This window comes from Streptomyces daliensis (assembly GCF_054782395.1).
In genome coordinates this window covers 203,973-225,429 of sequence record NZ_BAAGSO010000094.1, presented here as the reverse complement: position 1 = coordinate 225,429, position 21,457 = coordinate 203,973, and the positions used below count along the sequence as shown (strand labels likewise).

23 protein-coding genes are annotated in these 21,457 nt (G+C 70.9%); 17 read left to right on the top strand and 6 right to left on the bottom strand.

Annotated elements, in window-relative coordinates; translation table 11 throughout:
• Positions 1 to 35 precede the first annotated feature (35 nt).
• The 3 genes from ACYVOO_RS23500 (at position 36) to ACYVOO_RS23490 (ending at position 3,224) form a co-directional block, all read left to right on the top strand.
• Positions 36 to 1,508, top strand: a complete 1,473-nt coding sequence (locus ACYVOO_RS23500) for an MFS transporter (RefSeq protein WP_461017664.1) — start codon at positions 36 to 38, stop codon at positions 1,506 to 1,508.
• 161 nt (positions 1,509 to 1,669) lie between these two features.
• Positions 1,670 to 2,884 carry a cytochrome P450 gene (locus ACYVOO_RS23495; RefSeq protein ID WP_461017663.1) on the top strand — a complete coding sequence of 405 codons (1,215 nt, stop codon included), beginning with the start codon at positions 1,670 to 1,672 and terminating at the stop codon, positions 2,882 to 2,884.
• 139 nt (positions 2,885 to 3,023) lie between these two features.
• Positions 3,024 to 3,224 carry a ferredoxin gene (locus ACYVOO_RS23490; protein ID WP_453348025.1) on the top strand — a complete coding sequence of 67 codons (201 nt, stop codon included), beginning with the start codon at positions 3,024 to 3,026 and terminating at the stop codon, positions 3,222 to 3,224.
• Between the two features lie 109 nt (positions 3,225 to 3,333).
• On the opposite strand, the gene bla is transcribed toward ACYVOO_RS23490, so the two are convergent.
• Complete coding sequence (bla, locus tag ACYVOO_RS23485) at positions 3,334 to 4,293, bottom strand: class A beta-lactamase (protein ID WP_461018102.1); 960 nt, start codon at positions 4,291 to 4,293, stop codon at positions 3,334 to 3,336.
• A 189-nt stretch (positions 4,294 to 4,482) separates the two neighbouring features.
• Between bla and ACYVOO_RS23480 the strand changes: the two genes are divergently transcribed.
• The gene (locus ACYVOO_RS23480; RefSeq protein WP_461017662.1) at positions 4,483 to 5,421 is read left to right on the top strand and encodes a LysR family transcriptional regulator; all 939 of its coding nucleotides are present in this window, start codon (positions 4,483 to 4,485) and stop codon (positions 5,419 to 5,421) included.
• Complete coding sequence (locus ACYVOO_RS23475) at positions 5,418 to 6,320, top strand: serine hydrolase (protein WP_461017661.1); 903 nt, start codon at positions 5,418 to 5,420, stop codon at positions 6,318 to 6,320. Before ACYVOO_RS23480 ends, ACYVOO_RS23475 begins: the two co-directional genes overlap by 4 nt.
• On the opposite strand, the gene ACYVOO_RS23470 is transcribed toward ACYVOO_RS23475, so the two are convergent.
• Positions 6,317 to 6,880, bottom strand: coding sequence for a hypothetical protein (locus ACYVOO_RS23470; protein ID WP_461017660.1), 564 nt, complete (start codon positions 6,878 to 6,880; stop codon positions 6,317 to 6,319). The two genes, ACYVOO_RS23475 and ACYVOO_RS23470, sit on opposite strands and share 4 nt — an antisense overlap.
• Before the next feature lie 94 nt (positions 6,881 to 6,974).
• Positions 6,975 to 7,343, bottom strand: a complete 369-nt coding sequence (locus ACYVOO_RS23465; RefSeq protein ID WP_461017659.1) for a DoxX family protein — start codon at positions 7,341 to 7,343, stop codon at positions 6,975 to 6,977.
• Positions 7,344 to 7,483: 140 nt separating this feature from the next.
• Between ACYVOO_RS23465 and ACYVOO_RS23460 the strand changes: the two genes are divergently transcribed.
• A complete protein-coding gene (locus ACYVOO_RS23460; protein ID WP_461017658.1) occupies positions 7,484 to 8,359 on the top strand; it encodes an LLM class flavin-dependent oxidoreductase in 876 nt (291 codons plus the stop codon).
• 56 nt (positions 8,360 to 8,415) lie between these two features.
• Here the strand turns inward: ACYVOO_RS23460 and ACYVOO_RS23455 are convergent, their stop codons facing one another.
• Positions 8,416 to 8,895 carry a MarR family winged helix-turn-helix transcriptional regulator gene (locus ACYVOO_RS23455; protein ID WP_461017657.1) on the bottom strand — a complete coding sequence of 160 codons (480 nt, stop codon included), beginning with the start codon at positions 8,893 to 8,895 and terminating at the stop codon, positions 8,416 to 8,418.
• A gap of 175 nt (positions 8,896 to 9,070) precedes the next feature.
• Here ACYVOO_RS23455 and ACYVOO_RS23450 point away from each other — a divergent pair, with 175 nt between their 5' ends.
• From ACYVOO_RS23450 to ACYVOO_RS23430, 5 genes are all read left to right on the top strand, one after another.
• On the top strand, positions 9,071 to 9,982 hold the full coding sequence (locus tag ACYVOO_RS23450) for an SDR family oxidoreductase (protein ID WP_461017656.1): 912 nt from the start codon (positions 9,071 to 9,073) through the stop codon (positions 9,980 to 9,982).
• 1 nt (position 9,983) lies between these two features.
• Complete coding sequence (locus ACYVOO_RS23445) at positions 9,984 to 10,919, top strand: amidohydrolase family protein (RefSeq protein ID WP_461017655.1); 936 nt, start codon at positions 9,984 to 9,986, stop codon at positions 10,917 to 10,919.
• Between the two features lie 10 nt (positions 10,920 to 10,929).
• Positions 10,930 to 12,516 (top strand): acyl-CoA synthetase, encoded by a 1,587-nt coding sequence (locus ACYVOO_RS23440; RefSeq protein WP_461017654.1) that lies wholly within the window; start codon positions 10,930 to 10,932, stop codon positions 12,514 to 12,516.
• Positions 12,517 to 12,556: 40 nt separating this feature from the next.
• On the top strand, positions 12,557 to 13,015 hold the full coding sequence (locus tag ACYVOO_RS23435; protein WP_461017653.1) for a MaoC family dehydratase: 459 nt from the start codon (positions 12,557 to 12,559) through the stop codon (positions 13,013 to 13,015).
• 194 nt (positions 13,016 to 13,209) lie between these two features.
• Positions 13,210 to 14,205, top strand: coding sequence for an SDR family NAD(P)-dependent oxidoreductase (locus ACYVOO_RS23430; RefSeq protein ID WP_461017652.1), 996 nt, complete (start codon positions 13,210 to 13,212; stop codon positions 14,203 to 14,205).
• 28 nt (positions 14,206 to 14,233) lie between these two features.
• Here ACYVOO_RS23430 and ACYVOO_RS23425 read toward each other — a convergent pair whose 3' ends face one another.
• Positions 14,234 to 14,722, bottom strand: a complete 489-nt coding sequence (locus ACYVOO_RS23425; RefSeq protein WP_461017651.1) for a MarR family winged helix-turn-helix transcriptional regulator — start codon at positions 14,720 to 14,722, stop codon at positions 14,234 to 14,236.
• 257 nt (positions 14,723 to 14,979) lie between these two features.
• On the opposite strand from ACYVOO_RS23425, the gene ACYVOO_RS23420 reads away from it, so the two are divergent.
• The 4 genes from ACYVOO_RS23420 (at position 14,980) to ACYVOO_RS23405 (ending at position 18,794) form a co-directional block, all read left to right on the top strand.
• Positions 14,980 to 15,234, top strand: coding sequence for a cytochrome P450 (locus ACYVOO_RS23420; RefSeq protein ID WP_461017650.1), 255 nt, complete (start codon positions 14,980 to 14,982; stop codon positions 15,232 to 15,234).
• A gap of 141 nt (positions 15,235 to 15,375) precedes the next feature.
• A complete protein-coding gene (locus tag ACYVOO_RS23415) occupies positions 15,376 to 16,854 on the top strand; it encodes a lipase family protein (RefSeq protein WP_461017649.1) in 1,479 nt (492 codons plus the stop codon).
• Between the two features lie 219 nt (positions 16,855 to 17,073).
• A complete protein-coding gene (locus ACYVOO_RS23410; RefSeq protein WP_461017648.1) occupies positions 17,074 to 17,970 on the top strand; it encodes a helix-turn-helix domain-containing protein in 897 nt (298 codons plus the stop codon).
• Positions 17,971 to 18,542: 572 nt separating this feature from the next.
• The gene (locus ACYVOO_RS23405; protein ID WP_461017647.1) at positions 18,543 to 18,794 is read left to right on the top strand and encodes a hypothetical protein; all 252 of its coding nucleotides are present in this window, start codon (positions 18,543 to 18,545) and stop codon (positions 18,792 to 18,794) included.
• Positions 18,795 to 18,870: 76 nt separating this feature from the next.
• Here ACYVOO_RS23405 and ACYVOO_RS23400 read toward each other — a convergent pair whose 3' ends face one another.
• Positions 18,871 to 19,077, bottom strand: a complete 207-nt coding sequence (locus ACYVOO_RS23400; protein ID WP_461017646.1) for a DUF397 domain-containing protein — start codon at positions 19,075 to 19,077, stop codon at positions 18,871 to 18,873.
• 235 nt (positions 19,078 to 19,312) lie between these two features.
• Here ACYVOO_RS23400 and ACYVOO_RS23395 point away from each other — a divergent pair, with 235 nt between their 5' ends.
• Together ACYVOO_RS23395 and ACYVOO_RS23390 are read left to right on the top strand one after the other, a co-directional pair.
• On the top strand, positions 19,313 to 19,963 hold the full coding sequence (locus ACYVOO_RS23395) for a DUF2461 family protein (RefSeq protein WP_461017645.1): 651 nt from the start codon (positions 19,313 to 19,315) through the stop codon (positions 19,961 to 19,963).
• Positions 19,964 to 20,084: 121 nt separating this feature from the next.
• Entirely contained in the window at positions 20,085 to 21,449 is a 1,365-nt protein-coding gene (locus tag ACYVOO_RS23390) for an FAD-dependent oxidoreductase (protein ID WP_461017644.1), read from the top strand.
• The last annotated feature ends 8 nt before the right edge of the window (positions 21,450 to 21,457 follow it).

Below are 21,457 nucleotides of genomic sequence, written 5' to 3'. Positions count from 1 at the left end.
TGTGCATGGTGCACTTTCTCTGTAGCGTGCACTTCATGACAGCTTCCGCGCCCCCGGCGCGTTCCGGAGCGATAGTGGCCGTGCTGGCCGGAGCCGGCATCGTGGCCTCTCTGATGCAGACCCTCGTGGTCCCGCTGATCGGCGAACTGCCCCGACTGCTGCACACGTCGAGCGCCAACGCCTCCTGGGTGATCACCGCGACCCTCCTCACCGGAGCCGTCGCCACCCCCGTCATCGGACGCCTGGGCGATCTGCACGGCAAACGGCGCCTGCTGCTGATCTGCGTCGGCCTGCTCGTCGCCGGTTCCCTGGTGTGTGCCGTGTCCGACACGCTGGTCCCGATGGTGATCGGCCGGGCCCTCCAGGGGATCGGCATGGGCATCGTCCCGCTCGGCATCAGCACCATGCGGGACGTCGTCGCGCCCGAACGCATGGGCACGTCCGTGGCGTTGATGAGTTCGTCGCTGGGGATCGGCGGCGCCCTCGGGCTGCCGCTCTCGGCCGCCATCGCGCAGAACACCGACTGGCACGTGCTCTTCTGGGGCTCGGCCGGTGTCAGCGCGCTGGCCGGCCTCGCCGTCGCCCTCCGCGTCCCGCATGTGCCCCCGGTCGCACGGGGCCGCTTCGACGTGCCGGGTGCCGTGGGCCTCGCCGCCGGTCTGGTCTGCCTGCTGCTGGCGGTCTCCAAGGGGGCCGAATGGGGCTGGGGCAGCGGCACCACCCTCGGTCTCTTCGGCGCCTCGGCCGTCGTGCTCCTCGGCTGGGGCTGGTTCGAGCTGCGCACCGACGACCCGCTGGTCGACCTGCGCACCACAGCGCGCCGTCCGGTCCTGCTCACCAACACCGCCTCCGTCGTCGTCGGATTCGCGATGTACGCGCAGTCCCTGATCGCCCCTCAGCTCCTCCAGCTTCCCGAGGCACTCGGTTACGGGCTGGGCCAGTCCATGCTCGCGGCGGGGCTGTGGATGGCGCCCGCCGGACTCGTGATGATGGCCTTCTCGCCGCTCGGCGCGAAGCTCTCGGCACACTCCGGGCCCCGTGCCTCGCTGCTGACCGGAGCCCTGATCATCGCCCTCGGCTACGCGCTGGCGCTGCCCCTGATGGACAGTGCCCCCGGCATCCTGGTCTTCTGCTGCGTCATCAGCGTCGGTGTCGCCTTCGCCTACGGAGCGATGCCCGCGATCATCATGGCGGCCGTGCCACGCTCCGAGACCGCGGCGGCCAACGGCTTCAACTCCCTCACGCGGTCCGTGGGGATCTCGGTCTCCAGCGCCATCGTCGGCGTCGTCCTCGCCCAGATGAGCACGACCGTCGGCGGCTACACCGTGCCCACTCAGGACGGTTTCCGGGTCGCCTTCGTCATCAGCGCGGCCGTCGCCGTGCTGGCGGCCCTCCTCACGCTGGCGATCCCGCGCCGCACAGCGCTACTCCCGGCCGCGCCGAGCGACGCCGACACCGGCACCGGTACCGGCACCGCGGCCGAGACCGCCCCCTCACCGGCCGGATGAGGGGCACCCGGCGGCACGGGCCGCACCTTCGTCCACAGACCACACCTTCGTCCACGGGCTGCACCCTGGCCGACGGGCCCGGGCCGCCGCATCCGCACCAGTCAGGCGTCTACGGGGGGCGCCTTCCGTCCAGCGAAAACACCACCCCAGGGAGATGTCACATGAGTCAGAACCAGCAGACCGTGCGCTACCCGCTGCCCTACGAAGGCCCGTTGGACCCCCCGGCCGAATGGGAACGGCTGCGGCAGCAGTGCCCCGTGGCCACCGTCGAACTGCCCAGCGGTGACCATGCCACGCTGCTGACCCGGCACGAGCACGTCAGGAGCATGCTGGCCGACCCCCGCTTCTCCCGCCCCGCCGTCAACGACGACGCGGCACGTGTCGCCCCCGAGGGCGCCGGTTCCGTCGCCGCCAATGGCTCGTCGCTGACCGTGCCCGACAAGGGCGAGCCCCACCAGCGGTGGCGCCGCGCGGTGGGGAAGTGGTTCACCGCCAAGCGCATGGCCGCGCTGCGCCCCTCGATGACCGCGATCGCCGAACAGCTCATCGACGACATGGTCGAGCAGGGCGCGCCCGGAGACCTCAAGGCCAGTGTGGGCTTCCCGCTGCCCGTGTACGTCATCTGCGACATGCTGGGTGTGCCCGCCGCCGACCGTGACCGCTTCTCGCACTGGTCCGACGCGTTCCTCAACCTCACCCGCTTCACCAAGGAGGAGACGGACGCGGCGCAGATCGAGTTCATCCAGTACATGTCCGGGCACATCGCCGACAAGCGTGCCGACCCCGCAGAGGACGTCCTCAGCACCCTGATCAAGGAGAGCGAGGGCGAGGGCCAGGGACTGTCCGACGAGGAACTGCTGGCCACCGGGATGGCGCTGCTCGTCGCCGGGCACGAGACCACCGCCAACATGATCGGCAAGATGGTCTCCATGCTGCTGGCCGACCGCACCCGGTGGGAGCGGCTGCTGGCCGACCCGTCGCTGGTGCGCAACGCGGTGGAGGAGTCCCTGCGGTTTGACGCCAACCTCGGGTTCGGGCTGCGGCGCTATCTGACGGAGGACGTCGAGGTCGGCGGGGAAGTGCTGCCGCAGGGCACCACCGTGATCTGTAGCATGCCCGCCGCAAACCGTGACGAGGACGTGTTCGACGGCGCCGACGAGATGGACCTGGGTCGCACCCCCAACCCCCACCTCACCTTCGGGGCCGGACCGCACTCGTGTCTGGGGCAGGCGCTCGCCCGCACCGAGCTCCAGGTCGTCCTGGAGACGCTGCTGCGCAGGCTCCCCACGCTCGAACTGGCCGCGCCCATCGAGGAGTTGGAGCGCGTGGAGGGGCTGCTCGTCGGCGGCCTGCGCAAGGTGCCCGTGCGGTGGTGACGGTGTGGTGACCGGTGTCCATGCGGTGGTCGTCTCCCCGCTGCGGAGCCGGTTGCGCGCCGGACGTTTTCTCTCCCACTTCCATCCCCATCCCCACCCCGAGACCCCGAGACCCCGAGACCCCGAGAAAGGAGACCGTATGAAGGTCACCGTGGACGAGGGCAAGTGCTGCGGCGCCGGCCAGTGTGTGCTGATCGCCCCCGAGGTGTTCGACCAGCGTGACGACGACGGCATCGTCGTCCTGCTGGAGCCCGAACCCGCCTCGGACCAGCACGACACGGTCCGTGAGGCCGCGGCCGTCTGCCCCGCGGCCGCCATCGAGGTCAGCGACGAGACGTGAGAGAGGTGTGCCCGTCCCCCTTCGCCGAGTGGCAGGGGGCGGGCACACCGCCCGTAGCGGGTCCTGATCCCGCGTGGTGACCTCGCGCGCCGACCGCGCGTGTGCCACGTCACGAGAGCGAGTCGGTGACCACGGTCGCCGCTTCCGCGATGAGCTTGTTGTCGAACCCGTCGCTCTCCTTGTCGCGGTTCGACATCACCGCCATGACGATCGGCGCCGAGTCCTCGGGCCACACCACGGCGATGTCGTTGCGGGCCCCGTAGCCGCTGCCGCTGCCGGTCTTGTCGCCGACCACCCAGCCCTTCGGCACCCCGGCCCTGATGAGTTCGTCCCCGGTGGTGTTGGTGCGCAGCCACTTCGTGAGCTGCGCGCGGTCGCCCTTGTCCAGGACGTCGCCGAGGACGAACGTGCGCAGGTTCTCGGCCATCGCGCGCGGCGTGCTCGTGTCCTTCGTCGAGCCCGGCGTCCAGCGGCTCAGGTCGGGCTCGGGGCGCTCCATGCGCGTGACGTCGTCGCCGAGTTCCTCGAGGACGGCGTCCAGGCCCTTGGGCCCGCCGAGCGCGTCGAAGAGCAGATTGGCGGCGGCGTTGTCGCTGTAGCGGACGGCGGCGTCGCACAGCTCGCGCAGGGTCATCCCGCTCTCGACGTGCTTCTCGGTGATGGGGGAGTTGGCGATCAGGTCGTCCTTGGAGTACGTGACGACCTTCTCCATCTCCTCGTCCGAGTGCTCGCGCAGCACGGCGCCCGCGGCCAGCGCCTTGAACGTGGAGGCGAAGGGGAACCGCTCACCGTCGTTGTAGGCCACCTCGCGCCCGGTGCCCGTGTCGACGGCGTAGACGCCGAGCCGCGCGTCGAAGGTGCCCTCCAGCTTCTTGAACTTGCCTCTGAACGGCTTCACGGCCGAGTCCGACCCCTTCGACGCGAAAGCGGACGAGGACGCGGACGACGAGGCGGATTCCGAGCCCGGACCCGATTCCGAGGTGTCGCCCTGGCCGCAGGCCACGAGCGGGACGAGGGCGAGCGTGGCCAGCGCGCCGAGAACGGAGCGCCGGAAACGGGCGTGCCGCACGGTCCTGTACTGCATGGTCCAAACCTCCAGGGCGGTCCCGCACACGGGCAGGACGCATCGGGGACGGAGCGGCACCGCACCGTCCCGGGCGGGTGGTCGTGAGTGCCGGGATCACTCTCGCCCCCGCCCGTCATGCGGTCCAATACGCTCATGCGCGGTTCCATGCGGATTCGTCATAGGCTTCCGGTCATGGATCTGGTGGGAGCGAGTCGCGCGTTCGTCAGCGTGAGCGAGCGGGGCAGTTTCACCGTCGGCGCCGCCGCTGTGCGGATGTCGCAGCCGGTGGCCAGCCGTCGCGTCGCCGCGCTGGAGGAGCACTTCGGTGAGCAGCTGTTCGAGCGCACCTCGCGACGGGCCGTCCTCACCCCCTTCGGCCGGGACATGCTGCCCGCCGCGAGGCAGCTCGTGCAGGCGGCCGATGTGCTGCTGCACGAGGCGGACGCGGCCAAGCGCAAACCGTGGCGGCTCGCGGTCCCCGGCATCTGCTCGACGGCCGGCCGCGCCCGCCTCGTCGCCGAGGCGCGGGGCCACGGGGTCACGCTCGACCTCCGCGCCGCGTCCCCGGCGCAGCGCATGGAGCTGGTCCACACGCAGCAGGTGCGTGCCGCGCTGCTCGCGGTGCCCGCGGACGACGCGACGTGGTCCGTGCCGCTGGGGCTCGCCGGTTCCCGGGAGCCGGGCGTGCGGCGGGTCTATCTGGAGACGCTGCGGGTGGGCCGCGCATCCAGCGGTCCCGCCCGCCGCATCTGGATCCAGCCGGAGGACGATGTGCCGCACATCCGGGACCCGCTGACGCGGCTGCGCGACGCGTTGGGCCTCCGGCCCGCGCAACTGGGTGCCGCGGCCGATCTGACGACCGCCGCTGCCGAGGTCCTGTGCGGCGGCGACCTGCTGCTGTGCTCGCCCGCGCAGGCCGGTGAACTCGGCCTGCACTGGCGGCCCGTCGGCGAACTCGCACTCAGCCGCGGGTTCGCCCTCGCCACCGCGGCGGAGGGCAACCCGCAGCACATCGAAGGGCGCCTGGGCGACGCCATCGCGCGCTGCCTCGGCGCGGACGACGACACGACGGCAGCCGCGGGCACCGGCACCGGCACCGGCATCGGCACCGGGGGAGGGGCCGCGGTATGAACACCGGGACACTGCTGCACGACATACGCGGACAACTGCGCGACGGCGGTCTGCGCGGCTGCCTGCTCGTGCGGGATCTGCACACGGGGGAGGAACTGGGCATCGAGCCGGACACCCAGCTACCGTCCGCCTCCCTGGTCAAGGTCCCGCTCGCGCTGGCGACGGTGGAGCGCATCCGGCGGGGTGAGCTGGACGGAGCCACCGCGCTCGACGTGCGGCCCGGCCGGATCACCACACCGGGGCCCACCGGGCTGAGCAGGTTCCGCCACCCCGCCCGGATCGCGATCGACGACCTGCTCTACCTGAGCACCTGCGTGAGCGACGGAACGGCCTCCGACGCGCTCTTCGGCCTCACCCCGCCCTCGCAGGTCGCCGGCATCATGGCCGAGCTGGGGCTGCGCGGCATCACCGTACGGCACAGCATGCGCGAGCTGTCCGACACCCCGGTGGAACGCTTCGACGCGGGACAGGCACATCTCGCCCACTCGCTCGCCATCGACGCGGGCACCAGCGGGCGCGGTCACCGGGTGCCGCAGCTCGACACCACCCGGGCCAACACCGGCAGCGCACGGGCCTTCGTCGAACTGCTTCAGGCGCTGTGGACACCGTCGAAGATCCCCGCGGAGGTGGCCGAGCGCGTACGCGACCTCATGCGCAACAACATGGTGCGGCACCGGCTCGCCCCGGACTTCAGCTCCGACGCCACCACCTGGTCGTCCAAGACTGGCACCCTTCTGAACCTCCGCCACGAGATCGGCACCGTCGAGCACTCCGACGGCCAGACCTTCGGCATCGCCGTGCTCACCGAGTCACTGGTCCCGGCCGGCGTCCAGCCCGGCGCTGACGCCCTCATGTCACATGTGGCCCGCACGCTGCGGGACCATCTGCGCCAGCTCTAGCGGGTGGGCGGTTCGCCGATTTCCGGGTGCGGGCCGGGGCCTGCCGTGTGCAGACGCAGGTGCCAGTGTTCGAGGCCCGTGGGCGGTTCGGAGTCGGCGTCGTCGTCCTCCGCGGCGAGCCAGGTGTGGAAGGCTTCCCGGGCGGCGGCGCGACCGCGACAGCGGGCTTCGAGGGTGTAGGCGCCGGCCGGGACGGGGAGCACGCACTCCGTTCCGAGTGCGGACACCCCGGAGACCAGGGCGACGTCAGGACCCGTCACCTCGACGACGTGCGAGACCCGTACCTCCCACGGGCCCTCCGGCTCCGGTGCCGGACCAGCCCACAGTTCGAGGACGGCCCACACGTCCGCATCCTCAAGAGCACTGAGGAAGAGGGCGAGGTCGGGGCCCGAGCCGGTGGTGACGGGGGTGTCCTCGGTGGGGTCGGGCGCAGGCCGCAGAGGACCTGCCTGCGGGTCGCTGAGCCGGAAGAGACCTTTCTCGACGAGGACGAGTCCCGAGGCGGCGGCCACAGGGGTGTGTGCTCCGGGCGCGGACGCGTCGTCGCGGGAAGTCGTCATAGGAGGGCTCCTGAAGGTGGGGACGTGTGGCGGCGGGACAGCCACGGTCGCCGTTATGCCGTGACGTGGTCAAGGCCCCTGCCGGGCCCCGCGTTCACAATGCCAGGCCGCCGGGGCCGTACGTGGCCAGGTTCAGGGTCAGGGCGGCCAGCGCCAGCGCCGCGCACACACCCCATCCGCCCAACTGCCGGTCACCGACCCGCAGATGGGCACCGAGCGCACCGGCGAAGTAGAGGACGAGACCGACGGCGGCGAGCGTGCCGAGCACCGGCACCACGAGCCCGGCCAGCAGCCCCACCGCACCGGCCCCCAGCAGCGCACCCAGCGGCGCCACCCACGACCGGGGCACGCGCATCGTGTCCGCCTGGCGCAGGGGATAGGCGTGACCGGTGAGGTTGGCGACGGCGGCCGAGCCGTAGACGGCCGACGCGAGCAGGGTGACGGCGAGGTGGACGGCGTACATGCGACTCTCCCTACGGAAACAGTGGCGGGTGTTCACTGTTACGACGAGTCGGCGCCGCCGAATGTGACACGCCCCGACGGCGCGCGGCCGGGGCGCGACGACCGGTTGCCGGTCCCGTCGGCGTGCAGCAGGATGCGGAGATGCGCTACTCCGTCAACATTCCGAACTTCGGCGACTTCGCCGACCCCAGGACCGTGGCGAAGGTGGCCGTCGCGGCGGAGCAAGCGGGGTGGGACGGGCTGTTCGTCTGGGACCACGTGCTGCACCGCAAGTACGCGGGCAAGCCGTTCGGCGACCCCTGGATGCTGCTGACCGCCGCCGCGCTGGCCACCTCCCGGATCAGGCTGGGCACCCTGGTCACCCCGGTCGCCCGCCGCCGCCCGCAGCAGCTCGCCCGCCAGGTGGCGACACTCGACGTCCTGAGCGGCGGCCGGGTCACCTTCGGCGCCGGGCTGGGCGGGCCCGTCGAGGACGAGTACGCGAGTTTTGGCGACACCACCGACCCGAAGGCGCTGGCCGGGCGGCTGGACGAGGGCCTGGACCTGCTGGCGCGCTACTGGTCGGGCGAGCCGGTGAACCACGAGGGACCGCACTACCAGGCGCGCGACGTGACACTGCTGCCCGCCACGGCGCAGCGCCCCCGGCCGCCGGTGTGGGTCGCGGGCTTCTGGCCGAACCGTCCGCCGATGCGCCGGGCCGCCCGCTGGGACGGCGCCGTCCCCCTCTTCGCCGACGCCAAGCACGGCCATGTGCCGCCCGTCGGGCAGGTCCGCGAGCTGGTCGCCTATGTGCGGGAGCAGGGCGAGCGGCGCGCGGACGGGTCCGGCACCCCCTTCGACATCGTCCTCGGCGGCGCCACGCCCGGCGACGACCCCGCCAGGACCCGCGATCTCGTCGGCCCGCTGGCGGAGGCGGGAGCCACCTGGTGGGACGAGCGGCAGTTCCAGACCGGGGAAGCCCTCGACCGGCTCACCCCCGTGCTGCGCCGCGTCGAGCAGGGCCCGCCGAACCTGTAGCGCGTCGGGACAGCGTCCGCGTCAGGACGGTTGCCGGTGCCAGGACGGCAGCCGCGTCAGGACAGCGCGCGCCATGTGCGGTGCAGCGTGTCGCGGAACCGGGTGACCTCCTCGGGGCTGAGGTCCCGGACCATGTCCTCTTCGAGCTGCCGGGCGGGTCCGGCGTACTCGGCCAGCAACCGCCGCCCGGTGTCGGTGAGCAGGATGAGCCGCTCCCGGCGGTTGCGGGGGTTGGGTTCGCGGCGGATCAGCTCGCGGTTCTCCAGCGTGTGCACCATGTCGCCCATGGACTGGGCCGTGACGAACGAGTCCCTGGCGAGCTGCGCCGCCGACACCCCGTCGTGGCGTTCCAGCACGGTGAGCGCCGTGTACTGGAGCGCCGTGATGCCCGCGGGCTTGAGCAGCTCCTCCAAGCGTGCCCGTACGACCAGTTCGGTCCGCTTGACCAGATACAGCAGTGAGGTGCTCACACCCGCCCCCTCGTCGTCCTCGCCGCCGCCACGGACCGCGCGGATGCCGCCATGGCACGTCTCCATTCCCTGGGATGCCGGCCGGGAGCCGACGGTGCTCAGCCTAGGGCATTGACAGGATTCCTTAGTGTTGGCCACACTCGCCATTATCAGGATTCCTGTTAATCGTCGTGTGGTGCCCGCCTGCCCTTCGGCAATCCGGGCGGCATCCCGGGCCCAACGGAACACGAGAGGCGCGGACATGGATCTGCACGGGAAAGCCGCCGTCGTCACCGGCAGCGGACGCGGTCTCGGCCTGGGATACGCCCGGGCACTCGCCGCCGCCGGAGCCGCGGTCGTGGTGAACGACGTCGACCAGGAAGCGGTCGACGCGGCGGTCGCGGCCGTCACCTCCGCCGGAGGCAAGGCCACCGGCGTGGTGGCCGCCGTCGGCGACAGCGAGACGGCGGAGCGGCTGGTCGGCACGGCGGTCCGGGAGTTCGGGCGCCTGGACGTGCTCGTCACCAACGCGGGCATCCTGCGCGACCGCGTGCTGTGGAAGATGACCGACGAGGACTTCGACGACGTCGTCCGCGTCCACCTGCGCGGCACCTTCACCTGCGCCCGCGCCGCCGCCGTACGGATGCGGCAGCAGGGGACGGGCGGAAGGCTCGTGCTGATCTCCTCACCTGCCGGGCAGCGGGGCAACTTCGGGCAGACCAACTACGCCGCGGCGAAGGCGGGCATCGTCGCCATGGCCCGCACCTGGGCCCTGGAGCTGGCCAGGGCGGACATCACCGTCAACGCCGTCGTGCCCGTCGCGGCCACCGAGATGACCCGCACCATCCCGGCCTTCGCACCCCTCATCGAGGAGTCCGAGCGCACGGGTGAGCCCCTGCCGGACTGGCTGCGCAGGGACGAGGGCCTGGGCACGGTCGAGGACGTCGCCGGACTGATCACCTTCCTCGCCTCCGACGCGGCCCAGGACATCACCGGACAGGCCATCGGCGTCGGCGGCGACCGGCTCGCCCTGTGGGCACACCCCCAGGAGAAGGCGGTCGCCTTCGCCGACGGCGGCTGGAGCGCCGACGCGCTCGCCGCGCGGTGGCGCAGCGGCGTGGGCGCCGAACCCGAGTCCTACGGCATCCCGGCACCCACGGCACCGGAGGCATGAGATGAGCGACCCCGCGAAGCAGGAACGCGACCCCTCCTCACCCGCACTCGCACCCGCACCCGCCCTCGATGTCGACGCGCTGACCGCCATCGACGTCCACACCCACGCGGAGATCTCCAAGGACGGCCACGGCGCCCTCAGCCCCGAACTGTTCGGCGCCTCCGCCGCGTACTTCAAGACCGAGGGGCACCGGCAGCCGACCATCGAGGAGATGGCCCGCTACTACCGCGAACGCCGCATGGCCGCCGTGGTGTTCACCGTGGACGCGGAGCACGCGACCGGCCACCCCCGCATCGCCAACGAGGAGATCGCCGAGAGCTGCGCTGCCCACCCCGACGTGCTCATCCCGTTCGCCAGCATCGACCCCCACAAGGGCCGGGCCGGGGTGCGCGAGGCTCGTCGGCTGGTGAGGGAACACGGGGTGCGCGGCTTCAAGTTCCACCCCAGCATCCAGGCTTTCGCGCCCGACGACACCCTCGCCTACCCCCTCTACGAGGCCATCGAGGAACTCGGCGTACCCGCGCTGTTCCACACCGGGCAGACCGGCATCGGCGCGGGTGTGCCCGGGGGAGGGGGCATCCGGCTGAAGTATTCCAATCCGATGCTGGTCGACGATGTCGCCGTCGACTTCCCGCACCTGCGCATCATCCTGGCCCACCCGTCCTTCCCCTGGCAGGACGAGGCACTGGCCGTGGCCACCCACAAGCCCTACGTCCACATCGATCTTTCCGGCTGGTCCCCGAAGTACTTCCCGCCACAACTGGTGCGCTACGCCAACAGCCTGCTCAAGGACAAGGTCCTCTTCGGCTCCGACTACCCCGTCATCACCCCCGACAGGTGGCTCGCCGACTTCGAGCGGCTCGACATCAAACCGGAGGTCCGTCCCAAGATCCTCAAGGAGAACGCAGCCCGTCTGCTGGGCCTGCTCAAGGACTGAAGGAGGCACGGTGTTGAACCAGGGCATCGGCTCCTGGCCGAAGCGCAGGGCACGCAGGACCCCGGACCGCATCGCCGTCGTCCACGAGGAACGGACCTGGACCTACCGGGAACTCCACGAGCGCGTGCTGCGCCTGGCCCACGCCCTGCGCGCGCTGGGCACGGGGCACGGCGACCGTGTCGCGTATCTGGGCCCCAACCATCCCGCCTTCCTCGAAACACTCTTCGCCACGGGTGCCATCGGCGCCGTCTTCGTCCCGCTCAACGCCCGGCTCGCGGCGCCCGAACTCGCCTACAACCTCTCCGACTCCGGCAGCACGGTGCTCGTCCACGCGCCGGAGCAGGCCGAGGCCGCCCGCACGGCGGCGGAGCGGTCGGGGGTACGGGAGCGTGTCGTCCTCGAAGGCGACGGGCCACCGGATGCCGTGGGGCAGGCACGGGACGGGGCTCTCCGCTACGAGGACCTGCTCGCCCGAGGCGGCACCGGGCCGCTGGACGAGGCCGTCCGCCCGGACGACCCGTGCATGATCATGTATACCTCCGGGACCACGGGCCGCCCCAAGGGCGCCGTCCTCTCCCACGCCAACATCATCTGGAACAGCGTCAACGTCCTCGTCGACACGGACCTCTCCGGCGACGAGGTCACACTCATCAGCGCCCCGCTGTTCCACACCGCCGGTCTCAACATGACCTGTCTGCCCACCCTCCTCAAGGGAGGACGTGTGGTGCTGCTGGGCGCCTTCGACCCGGACCACGTGCTCCGGGTCATCGAGAGCCGACGGGTGACCTACATGTTCGCGGTGCCCACCATGTACGACGCCATGGCCGCCGCGCCGCGCTGGGCGGACACCGACCTGTCCAGCCTGCGGTCACTCGTCTGCGGCGGCGCCCCGGTGCCCGCACGCACCATCGACACCTACCTCGCCCGCGGCCTGGCCTTCAGCCAGGGATACGGCATGACCGAGGCATCACCCGGTGTGCTCTACCTGGACCGCGAACAGGCCGCGGCCAAGGCCGGTTCCGCAGGGGTGCCGCACTTCTTCACCGACGCGCGCGTGGTGCTGCCCGACGGCGGCGACGCGACACCGGGCCAGAGCGGCGAGGTCCTCGTCCACGGCCCGAACGTGATGACGGGCTACTGGGGACGGCCACGGGACACCGAGGCGGCCTTCACCGGGGACAACTGGCTGCGCACGGGCGATGTGGCCCGGACGGACACCGACGGATTCGCCTACATCGTCGACCGCGTGAAGGACATGTTCGTCTCGGGCGGGGAGAACGTCTACCCGGCCGAGGTGGAGAACGCGCTCCTCGGCCATCCGGCCGTCGCCGAGTGCGCGGTCGTCGGTGTGGCCGACGCGGTGTGGGGCGAGGTCGGCCACGCGGTCGTCGTCCTGAAACCCGGTGCCGCCGCCGACGAGGCGGGGATCCTCGCCCATGTGCGGGGCGCGCTCGCCAAGTACAAGGTCCCGAAGTCGGTCGCCTTCGCGGAGTCCCTTCCCCGTACGGCATCCGGCAAGGTCGCCAAGCCGTCGCTGCGCGCCGCCTACGCCCACTCGGGCGCCCGCCCAGGCGCCCGCCCCGCCACCCACTCGTGACCGCGCCCCTCGGGGCACCCCCTCATCGAAAGGTACGCGCATGCCCACCACCGCCCACGGCCTCGACGCGCTCACAGCCCTCAGCGGAGCCGATCTCGGCCGCACGGAGTGGCGCGAGATCACCCAGGAACGGGTGAACACCTTCGCCGACGCCACCGACGACCACCAGTGGATCCACACCGACCCGGAACGGGCGGCGCAGGGCCCCTTCGGCGGACCCATAGCGCACGGATATCTGACCCTCTCCCTGGTCATCCCGCTCTTCACCGAGCTGCTGGAGATCACGGGCACCTCCCTGAGCGTCAACTACGGCCTGGACAAGGTCCGTTTCCCCCGCCCCGTACCCGTCGGCGCGAAGATCCGCCTGCACGGCACCGTCGGCCCGGTGGAGGAGGTGAAGGGTGACGGAGTGCAGATGAGGATGACGTTCACGGTGGAGGTCGAGGGCAGCGACAAGCCCGCATGTGTGGCCGAGGCGCTCTACCGCCACTACGCCTGACCCGGGACACATGTGCTGAACCGTGGCGGGCCGGGCGCTGTCGGTGTGTTGTCGGTGAGGTGTCGGCGGGCGCGGGGACATTGGGGGAGTGGAGGCGGGGCGGGAGTACGGTGACCGGCCAAGGTGTGAGCGCCGTGCGCCGTCGCCGCCCTCCCACCCCGTCGCCGTCCCCCTCTCGACGTCAAGGAGTCCTCGTGCCTTCCGCACCCCCGGCCCGTCCCGTGTCCCGGCACCAGCGGTGGAACGTCCACCGGCTGCCGCGCGCCGATGGCAGAACCTTCCTGGTCACCGGCGGCAACGCGGGCATCGGCTACTTCGTCGCCGAGCAGCTCGCGGGGACGGGGGCCACGGTTGTCCTGGGCAGCCGGGACCCCGCGAAGGGCGAGGCGGCCATGGCCACCCTCCGCTCCCGGGTGCCCGGCGCGCGGGTGCGGCACCTCCGACTGGACCTGGCCGACCTGGCGTCGCTGAAGACGGCCGTGGACACCGCCGTGGACACACTGGGGCTGGACCGCCTCGACGCGGTGGTCCACAACGCGGGTGTCGCACTCGACGACCCGCCCCGGCGTGAGACGGCGGACGGCAACGAGGTCATGTTCGGCACCAACCACCTGGGCCACTTCGCGCTGACCGGGTGGCTGGCGCCGCTGCTTCGCGCCGCGGAGGCGGGCAGGGTCGTGACGGTCGGCAGCTTCGCCGCGAAGTCCGAGCGGCTGGACCTGAACGACCTCCAGTCCCGCCACGACTACCGTCCCAAGCGCACCTACGGGAGGTCGAAGCTGGCGCAGATGTACTTCGCCGCCGAACTCGACCGCCGCCTGCGTGCCGCCGACAGCACGGTGCGCAGTGTGATGGCACACCCCGGTGGCGCACTGGACTCGCTCACCCCCTCGCGTCCGCCCGTCCATGTGCGGAGCCTCGGCACACGGCTGCGCGGCCTGCCCGCGGGGCTCGTCGTCCAGGGCAAGGACGCGGGCGCGTGGCCCGTGGTGCGGGCCGTCCTGGACCCGGAGGCGGCGGGCGGGCAACTGTGGGGACCACGGGTCTTCGGCCTGCGCGGCAGGCCACGGCCCGAGCCGGTCGCGGCCTATCTGACGGATCCGGAAGCGGACGCCGGTACCGTCGCCGCGCACCTGTGGGACGCGAGCTGCGAACGGACCGGAGCCGACCCGGGCCTCGGGCTCACCTGACGAGGACGCCGGCGGCCAGGACCGCTCCTCATCCCTCCCCGTCCGGTGGCGGGGGATGCTCGTCCAGGGCAGCGGACAGCTCGGCGATCAGGGTTTTGAACCGCGAGAGCAATTCGGGGGAGTAGCGGGACAGGACAGCGTCCTGACGTGCGTTGGCGGGGCGGAAGAACTCCTCGGCGAGTTCCCTGACGTGTGGGCTGCTGTGCAGGGTCACGGTCCGACGGTCCGAGTGACCCCGGATACGGGTGACATACCCGGCCTCTTCGAGCCGGTTCAGCAGCGCGGCCATGGCGCCCGAGGACAACTGGATGCGCCTGCTCAGCACGGCCGGGGACAGCGGGACCTCGTTGCTCTCGGCCGAAGTGATCTCCAGGAGAGCGAAAGCGTCGGTGGAGTGCACGCCCAGTCGTGCGGCGAAGCGCCTGCCCAGCTCCGTGAAGCCCGCGCCGTAGCCCCGCAGTTCCGCGGCCAGTTGTTCGCGCTGGGCCGCTACGCCCTCGGACGCCGCTTCCTCCATGGGCCCCGTCCCCCTCTCGTGCCGCCAGGGCCCGTGCCGCTGGGAGGCGTTGACAACGTGTCACCGGACAATATAGCTTCCCGGCGAAGTCACTTCATGGTGGAGTTACCTCCTGGTGGAGTTACCTTGCGTGGAAGAGCGCCGACGAGCTGGCCCGTAGGACGCTTCGACGGCACCCTCCCGCGCCCTTCACCCTCTGGCGTTTCACCACCACCCGTCTCGGACTGGCCGGTCAGTGGCTCCCCGCCCGGGTACCCGTGCTCGTCGACATCCAGGGGATCAACACCGACCCGGCCCGCCCGCCCGGGCCCGGCCTGGCCTTCGGCGCCGGTCCGCACTTCTGCGTCGGTGCTCAGCTCGCTCAGCTCGAACTGCGCGCGGTGGCCGAGGTGTTGCGCGCCGACTTCCCCCACGCCCGCCTCACCGTTCCCTTCGACCGGCTTCAGCAGGCCACCATCGGCGGTCTGCAAGGAAGCCGCCTGACCAGCCTCCGCTTGACGCTGCGCGGCTGACGGTTCCACGGTCCCGTGCGGTGGCAACGTGGTTGCCCGAAGCAATAGTTACCGCAACGTAACTTACCGACGAGTTACCCTCGGTAAGCTCTCGCTGCTAGCTTGCGCTCACCTGCACCGGAGCAGAGCGAGGAGTGAGCCGTGAGCCGCACGAGTACCCGTTCGCGTTCCAGCTTCAGCGAGCCCGACGAGCAGTCGGCGTCGCCGGGATCCGTGCCGGGGGCCACGCCCGGCCGTCGGCGCAGACCGCGTGCCATGCGGGCGCTGGCCACCACCGTGGCCGCCGCGGCCTGCGTCGGCGTGTCCGTCGCACCGGCCTCCGCCACCGCACCCGCGTCCGCGCCCACCGCGCCCACCGCGGCCTCGGCCGCCGACGGATCCGAGCCGGTGGTCTCGCGCGGGGTGCCCATCCCCGCCTTCTACAACCCGCCCGCCGCACTGCCCTCCGACGACGGCACCCTGATCCGCGAGGAACCGCTGCCCCTCGGGCTGAGCCTGCCAGGGCTGGACGGACGCCCGATGCCGGGCACCGCGACCCGGCTGATGTACAAGTCCACGGACTCCAATGGCAAGCCCGTCGCCGTCACGGGCGCCTACATAGAACCGTCGGCCGAGTGGAAGGGCGACGGGCCCCGCCCGCTCGTGGCGGTGGCCTCCGGCACCATGGGCCAGGGAGACCAGTGCGCGCCCTCGCTGGCGCTCCAGAACCCGCTGACCCTGGGCCGCGAGACCGTCTCCGTCGCCTACGAGGACCTGGCGATCTACCGTCTGCTGTCGACCGGAGCGGCCGTGGTCGTCACCGACTACGTCGGCCTCGGTGCCACCGACCGGTTGCACACCTACGTCAACCGTCTCGACCAGGGCCACGCCCTGCTGGACGCGGCACGCGCGGCGCGCTCCGTCCCGGGTGCCTCCGTCACCGCCGAATCCCGGGTGGGTGTGTACGGCTACAGCCAGGGCGGCGGCGCCAGCGCTTCCGCCGCCGAGCTGCAACCCTCCTACGCGCCCGACGTCAAGCTCGTCGGCGCCTACTCGGGCGCGCCTCCCGCTGATCTGACGGCGGTCATGAAGGGCATCGACGGGAGCGCGCTGGCCGGTGCGCTGGGCTGGTCCATCAACGGCTTCGCGCAGTCCGACCCCGACCTGAAGGCGATCGTCGACGCACATGTCAACGAGACCGGCAGGGAGGCGCTGAAGGACACGTCCACCATGTGTGTCGGCGACGCCATCTTCGGCTACGGCTTCACCAAGAGCACCAAGTGGACCAACAGCGGTGACTCCCTCGGCGACATCATCGCCGCCGACCCCCGCGCACAGGCCGCGCTCGACAAGCAGCGCATCGGCACCCTCAAGCCCGCGGTGCCGGTACGTGTGGCCACCGGCGTCGAGGACGACATCGTGCCCCACGAGCAGGCGCGTCAACTGGCCGTCGACTGGTGCGGCAAGGGCGGCAACGTCACCTACGAAGGGCTCAAGCTGCCCAACCTCGGGGACAAGATTCTCACCAACCACCTGGTCCCTCTCATCACCGACCAGGGCGACGCGATCTCCTGGCTGACCGACCGCCTCTCGGGCAGGACCGCCACGTCCAACTGCGGGACGCTGCCCCTCAAGCGCTGATCCGCCCACCACGCCGACCCCTGATCCGAGGGCCCGCTGATCCGACGGCCCGTCGCGCCACCGCACCGGTGGGGCGACGGGCCGTCGTGGTGCTCCGCGCGGTTTCGAGGCCGCGCGCGAGAACTGTCGCAGGGCAGTGGAGTTTGTGCGTGATTGTGGTCTGCTGCTCTGCAGTTGGTGGTGCCACAATCGGCTGTGTAGCAGATTGGGGGATGCCGCATGGTGGTGCCGTTGAAGGGGAGTGCGGCGGTGCAGCGCCTGCGGCTGCGCACCGAACTCCGTGAGGCGAGGCTGACCGCCGGGCTCACACAGAAGAGTGTCGCCCAGCACATGGAGTGGTCGCCGAGCAAACTGTTGCGCATCGAGGCGGGCGAGGTGGGCGTTTCCACCAACGACCTGCGGCAGTTGCTCGCTCTGTACCGGATAACGGAGAGCGAGCGGGTGGAGCTGCTTCTGGAAATGGCGCGGGCGAGCCGGAAGATGCCCTTCACCGAGTACCGGGACATTTTCGACAAGGAATTCCTCGAGTTCCTGGCCATGGAATCCTCTGCCACGGTGTCCCGGAGCTTCCAGCCGCTCGCGGTACCCGGTCTGCTGCAAACGGAGGAGTACGCCGCGTCCATCATGCGCACGTACACGCCGGAGCGCCTGGCCTCCGACATGCAGCGCATGGTCGAGGCCCGCATGATCCGTCAGGAAGTGCTCGAACAGGAGGACGCGGAGTTTTTCTTCATCCTGGACGAGTCCGTCGTCAGACGGCGTGTGGGCGGCGACGGCGTGATGCGTGCCCAACTCCGCCGCCTCGCCGAGCTGGCGGCGAGACCGCAGATCAGCGTGATGGTCTACCCGTTCAGGGAGGGCGCCCACCCGGCGTCGGCACACTCCTTCACTCTCTTCGAGTTCACCGAGGAGATGCCCTCGCTGGTCTACATCGAGAACCTGAGCGAGGCCGCCATCAGCACGACTCCCGGGGACGCCGCGCGCTATCTCGATTACTTCTGGGACCTTGAGGCGAGATCCGTCAAGGACGAGGCGGCGCTGGACATGTTCCTGCGTCTCGCCGACGGGACGGGGCACGACGAGCCGCCGGTCCCGCCGGGCGAACCGACGTCATGATCCGTTCGCCGGGAGTTCCGCCGCGCGCCGCCGGGCCGTACGGCGGCTCACCGGGGAGCGCACGGAAGCACAGGCAGGGCGTAGGGGCAGGGCTGGAAGGTGCACAGGACTGTGGCTCCGCGCGAGCGAAGCCACAGAGGGCGCACTCGCTGCAACGAGTTCGCCCTGATGCCGAACCGCCCGGGCCACCGGAGGTCGGCGTCCAAGGAGAGGGCCTCCGTCTGCCGGGCGGCGGAAAATCCTCCCTGTTCAGGGCGGCCTTTCCGGGGCAGACTCCGTTGCCGTCTCGTGCACTGTTCTTTTCCCTGCGCGAGGATGTTAAACGCCAATCTGCTAGGTAGCGTGTCGCCGGATCGCAAATGGGCGATCTCCTTAATGAGAGTGCCGACACTGCGACCTGCTCCCGTCGGAGAGCGGACGACGCGCATGATCACGTATCAGAGCGTGTTTCATTCCCCAAGACTGACGGGTGATCACATAGGTGCTTGGGCACGTCCTTGTTGGGGTCGGTCGTCTGCAAGCGGCCGGTCCCTGAATGGCACCACAAAAGTCCCGGGCCATCAGGAGTACGCATGTCCTCATCCAGTGAAGAATCAGTGCCGCAAGCAGGAGTGCCACAAGAACCAGCGCCGCACGGAAAGCCGCAGCAGATTCCCCGGCTTCCGCGGGTCAACGCGCTCACCGCCGTCACCATCGCCGTCGCCTCGCTCGCGGCGGCGGTCGCCGTCCTCGTTCTCGTACCGGACGACATCGGCCGGGCGGCTGCGGGAGCCATCGCCACGGCGGGACTGACGCTGGCGGGGCGGATGGGAACCCCACGATAAGCCGGTCGCACACGGACCGGTCACGAACGGGCCGGTCGCAGTGACGGTGCGGTCCGCTCACCCGAGGCGGACCGCATCACCTCTCAGCGGAGAAGGTGTCGTCCTGTTGCGAGGGGGCGGCGAGGAAACGCTGCCAGGAGGCCGGGGCGAAGCTGAGCGGAGCGCGATCGGGCTCCTTGGAATCGCGTACGAGTACGGCTCGACCCGTCCACGCCACTTCTACGCACTGATTGCCGGAGGTGTCACTGGCAGACGCCTTCCGCCACGTCCAGGAGCCGTTCACGCCGATCCTTCCAAGCACGGAAGCCCCATCGCCGACCGGTCACGGACAAGGCTCCCGCGATCCGATTCGGAGCCGAGAATGGCTGCACCTTAGCAGCGTCCACGCAGCCCGAAGGACCGCACTGCCACCCCGTCGGGTGACGCTGCTTTCCTGGCACCTCGCCCGGCGCGGGGCCCTTCCGCGACCGTCGTCCCGAAGGCCTCCGCAGGGCGCGCGGCTCGGCTAGTGTGCGCGTATGTGCGCACTGTTCACCGGCTGGCCGGAACGGGCCGTGGAGGTGCTGCTCCACCTGGAGGGCGAGCCGTCGCACGCGGTGCGCGAGCGGTACCGGGGTGAGCGGGAGCAGCTCGTCAGGCAGCCCATGATCGCGCTGCTGAGCGATGTGGCGGACGCCGATCCCCGCTACGAGGACTTCTCCGTCTGGCACTACCGCACCAACTCCTGGTGGTGGCAGCACCAGGTCGGGGTGATCAGGCTCGGCCGCAAGGTCGAGATCGGCCTGCGCTTCGATCTCGACGGGCTGCGGGTCCAGGGTGCCTGGTGGTATCCCGATCCGGGTCAGGTCGACAGCTTCCGCGCGGCCGTCGCCGCCGAGGGGAGCGGCCGTGAGCTGGCCGCCGTCGTCGGGGAGCTGGCGGCGAAGGGGTACGAGATCTCCGGGGACGTGATGAAGCGGGCCCCGCGTGGCTATGTGTGCGACCCGTCACGCGCGGTCCTGCTGCGCCACCGGTCGCTGATCGCGGCGCGTCACCTCGGGAGCGACGGCTCGCTGCACACCTCCGGGGCCGTCGACGAGGTCCTCGCGACGGCGCACGGGCTGGACGCGCTCATGGCGTGGCTGGTCCGCCATGTGAACGGTTCCGCGTCCGGCCGTGCGGGGAGGTAGGCTCCCCGAATCTCGGCATAAGCTCGCCTTATGGGGTCATAAAGAGGACCCGGCTACCGACTTAGGTTTGCCTAAGTTTAGGATTTGATCAAGCCTGTCCTCGCTCGAAGGGAACCTGACCATGCCCCGCCCCCTGCGGGTAGCCATCGTCGGATCCGGCCCCGCCGGGATCTACGCCGCCGACGCGTTGCTCAAGTCCGACGTGGCCGCCGAGCCCGGTGTGTCCATCGACATCTTCGAGCGCATGCCCGCACCGTTCGGCCTGATCCGCTACGGGGTCGCCCCCGACCACCCCCGGATCAAGGGCATCGTCAAGGCCCTCCATCAGGTGCTCGACAAGCCGCAGATCCGGCTCTTCGGCAACGTCGACTACCCGACCGACATCAGCGTCGACGACCTGCGCGCCTTCTACGACGCCGTGATCTTCGCCACCGGCGCGACGGCCGACCGCGAGCTGCCCCTCCCCGGCATCGAGCTGGACGGCTCCTACGGCGCCGCGGACTTCGTCTCCTGGTACGACGGGCACCCGGACGTGCCCAGGACCTGGCCGCTCACGGCGGAGAAGGTCGCCGTCCTCGGCGTCGGCAATGTCGCCCTGGACGTGGCCCGCGTGCTGGCCAAGACCGCCGACGAGCTGCTGCCGACCGAGATACCGCCGAACGTCCACGAGGGCCTCCAGGCCAACAGGGCCAAGGAGATCCACGTCTTCGGCCGCCGCGGCCCGGCGCAGGCCAAGTTCAGCCCGATGGAGCTGCGGGAGCTGGACCACTCCCCGAACATCGAGGTCATCGTCGACCCCGAGGACATCGACTACGACGAGGGCTCGATCGCGACCCGGCGCGCCAACAAGCAGGCCGACATGGTCGCCAAGACGCTGGAGAACTGGGCGATCCGCGACGTCGGCGACCGGCCGCACAAGCTGTTCCTGCACTTCTTCGAGTCACCGGCCGAGATCCTCGGCGAGGACGGCAAGGTCGTCGGCCTGCGCACCGAGCGCACGGCGCTCGACGGCACCGGCAACGTCAAGGGCACCGGCACCTTCAAGGAGTGGGACGTCACCGGCGTCTACCGCGCCGTGGGCTACCTCTCCGACAAGCTGCCGAAGCTGCCCTGGGACATCGAGTCGGGCACGGTGCCGGACGAGGGCGGCCGGGTCATCCAGGAGTCCGGCGAGCACCTCCAGTCCACGTACGTCACCGGCTGGATCCGGCGCGGCCCCGTGGGCCTGATCGGCCACACCAAGGGCGACGCCAATGAAACGGTCGCCAACCTGCTGGACGACCACGCCAACGGCCGCCTCCACACGCCCGCCTCGCCGGCGCCCGAGGCCGTGGAGGCGTTCCTCACCGAGCGGAACGTCCGCTTCACCACGTGGGACGGCTGGTACCGCCTGGACGCGGCGGAGCGGGCCCTGGGCGAACCGCAGGGCCGCGAGCGTGTGAAGATCGTCGAGCGCGCTGACATGATCGAGGCGAGTGGCGAGTAGGACGGTTC

Excerpts from the sequence above, each read along its gene's own strand:
- ACYVOO_RS23500 (WP_461017664.1), top strand. The coding sequence starts at position 36 with ATGACAGCTTCCGCGCCCCCGGCGCGTTCCGGAGCGATAGTGGCCGTG.
- ACYVOO_RS23495 (WP_461017663.1), top strand. The coding sequence starts at position 1,670 with ATGAGTCAGAACCAGCAGACCGTGCGCTACCCGCTGCCCTACGAAGGC.
- ACYVOO_RS23490 (WP_453348025.1), top strand. The coding sequence starts at position 3,024 with ATGAAGGTCACCGTGGACGAGGGCAAGTGCTGCGGCGCCGGCCAGTGT.
- ACYVOO_RS23480 (WP_461017662.1), top strand. The coding sequence starts at position 4,483 with ATGGATCTGGTGGGAGCGAGTCGCGCGTTCGTCAGCGTGAGCGAGCGG.
- ACYVOO_RS23475 (WP_461017661.1), top strand. The coding sequence starts at position 5,418 with ATGAACACCGGGACACTGCTGCACGACATACGCGGACAACTGCGCGAC.
- ACYVOO_RS23470 (WP_461017660.1), bottom strand. The coding sequence starts at position 6,880 with ATGACGACTTCCCGCGACGACGCGTCCGCGCCCGGAGCACACACCCCT.
- ACYVOO_RS23465 (WP_461017659.1), bottom strand. The coding sequence starts at position 7,343 with ATGTACGCCGTCCACCTCGCCGTCACCCTGCTCGCGTCGGCCGTCTAC.
- ACYVOO_RS23460 (WP_461017658.1), top strand. The coding sequence starts at position 7,484 with ATGCGCTACTCCGTCAACATTCCGAACTTCGGCGACTTCGCCGACCCC.
- ACYVOO_RS23455 (WP_461017657.1), bottom strand. The coding sequence starts at position 8,895 with ATGGAGACGTGCCATGGCGGCATCCGCGCGGTCCGTGGCGGCGGCGAG.
- ACYVOO_RS23450 (WP_461017656.1), top strand. The coding sequence starts at position 9,071 with ATGGATCTGCACGGGAAAGCCGCCGTCGTCACCGGCAGCGGACGCGGT.
- ACYVOO_RS23445 (WP_461017655.1), top strand. The coding sequence starts at position 9,984 with ATGAGCGACCCCGCGAAGCAGGAACGCGACCCCTCCTCACCCGCACTC.
- ACYVOO_RS23435 (WP_461017653.1), top strand. The coding sequence starts at position 12,557 with ATGCCCACCACCGCCCACGGCCTCGACGCGCTCACAGCCCTCAGCGGA.
- ACYVOO_RS23425 (WP_461017651.1), bottom strand. The coding sequence starts at position 14,722 with ATGGAGGAAGCGGCGTCCGAGGGCGTAGCGGCCCAGCGCGAACAACTG.
- ACYVOO_RS23410 (WP_461017648.1), top strand. The coding sequence starts at position 17,074 with ATGGTGGTGCCGTTGAAGGGGAGTGCGGCGGTGCAGCGCCTGCGGCTG.
- ACYVOO_RS23405 (WP_461017647.1), top strand. The coding sequence starts at position 18,543 with ATGTCCTCATCCAGTGAAGAATCAGTGCCGCAAGCAGGAGTGCCACAA.
- ACYVOO_RS23395 (WP_461017645.1), top strand. The coding sequence starts at position 19,313 with ATGTGCGCACTGTTCACCGGCTGGCCGGAACGGGCCGTGGAGGTGCTG.
- ACYVOO_RS23390 (WP_461017644.1), top strand. The coding sequence starts at position 20,085 with ATGCCCCGCCCCCTGCGGGTAGCCATCGTCGGATCCGGCCCCGCCGGG.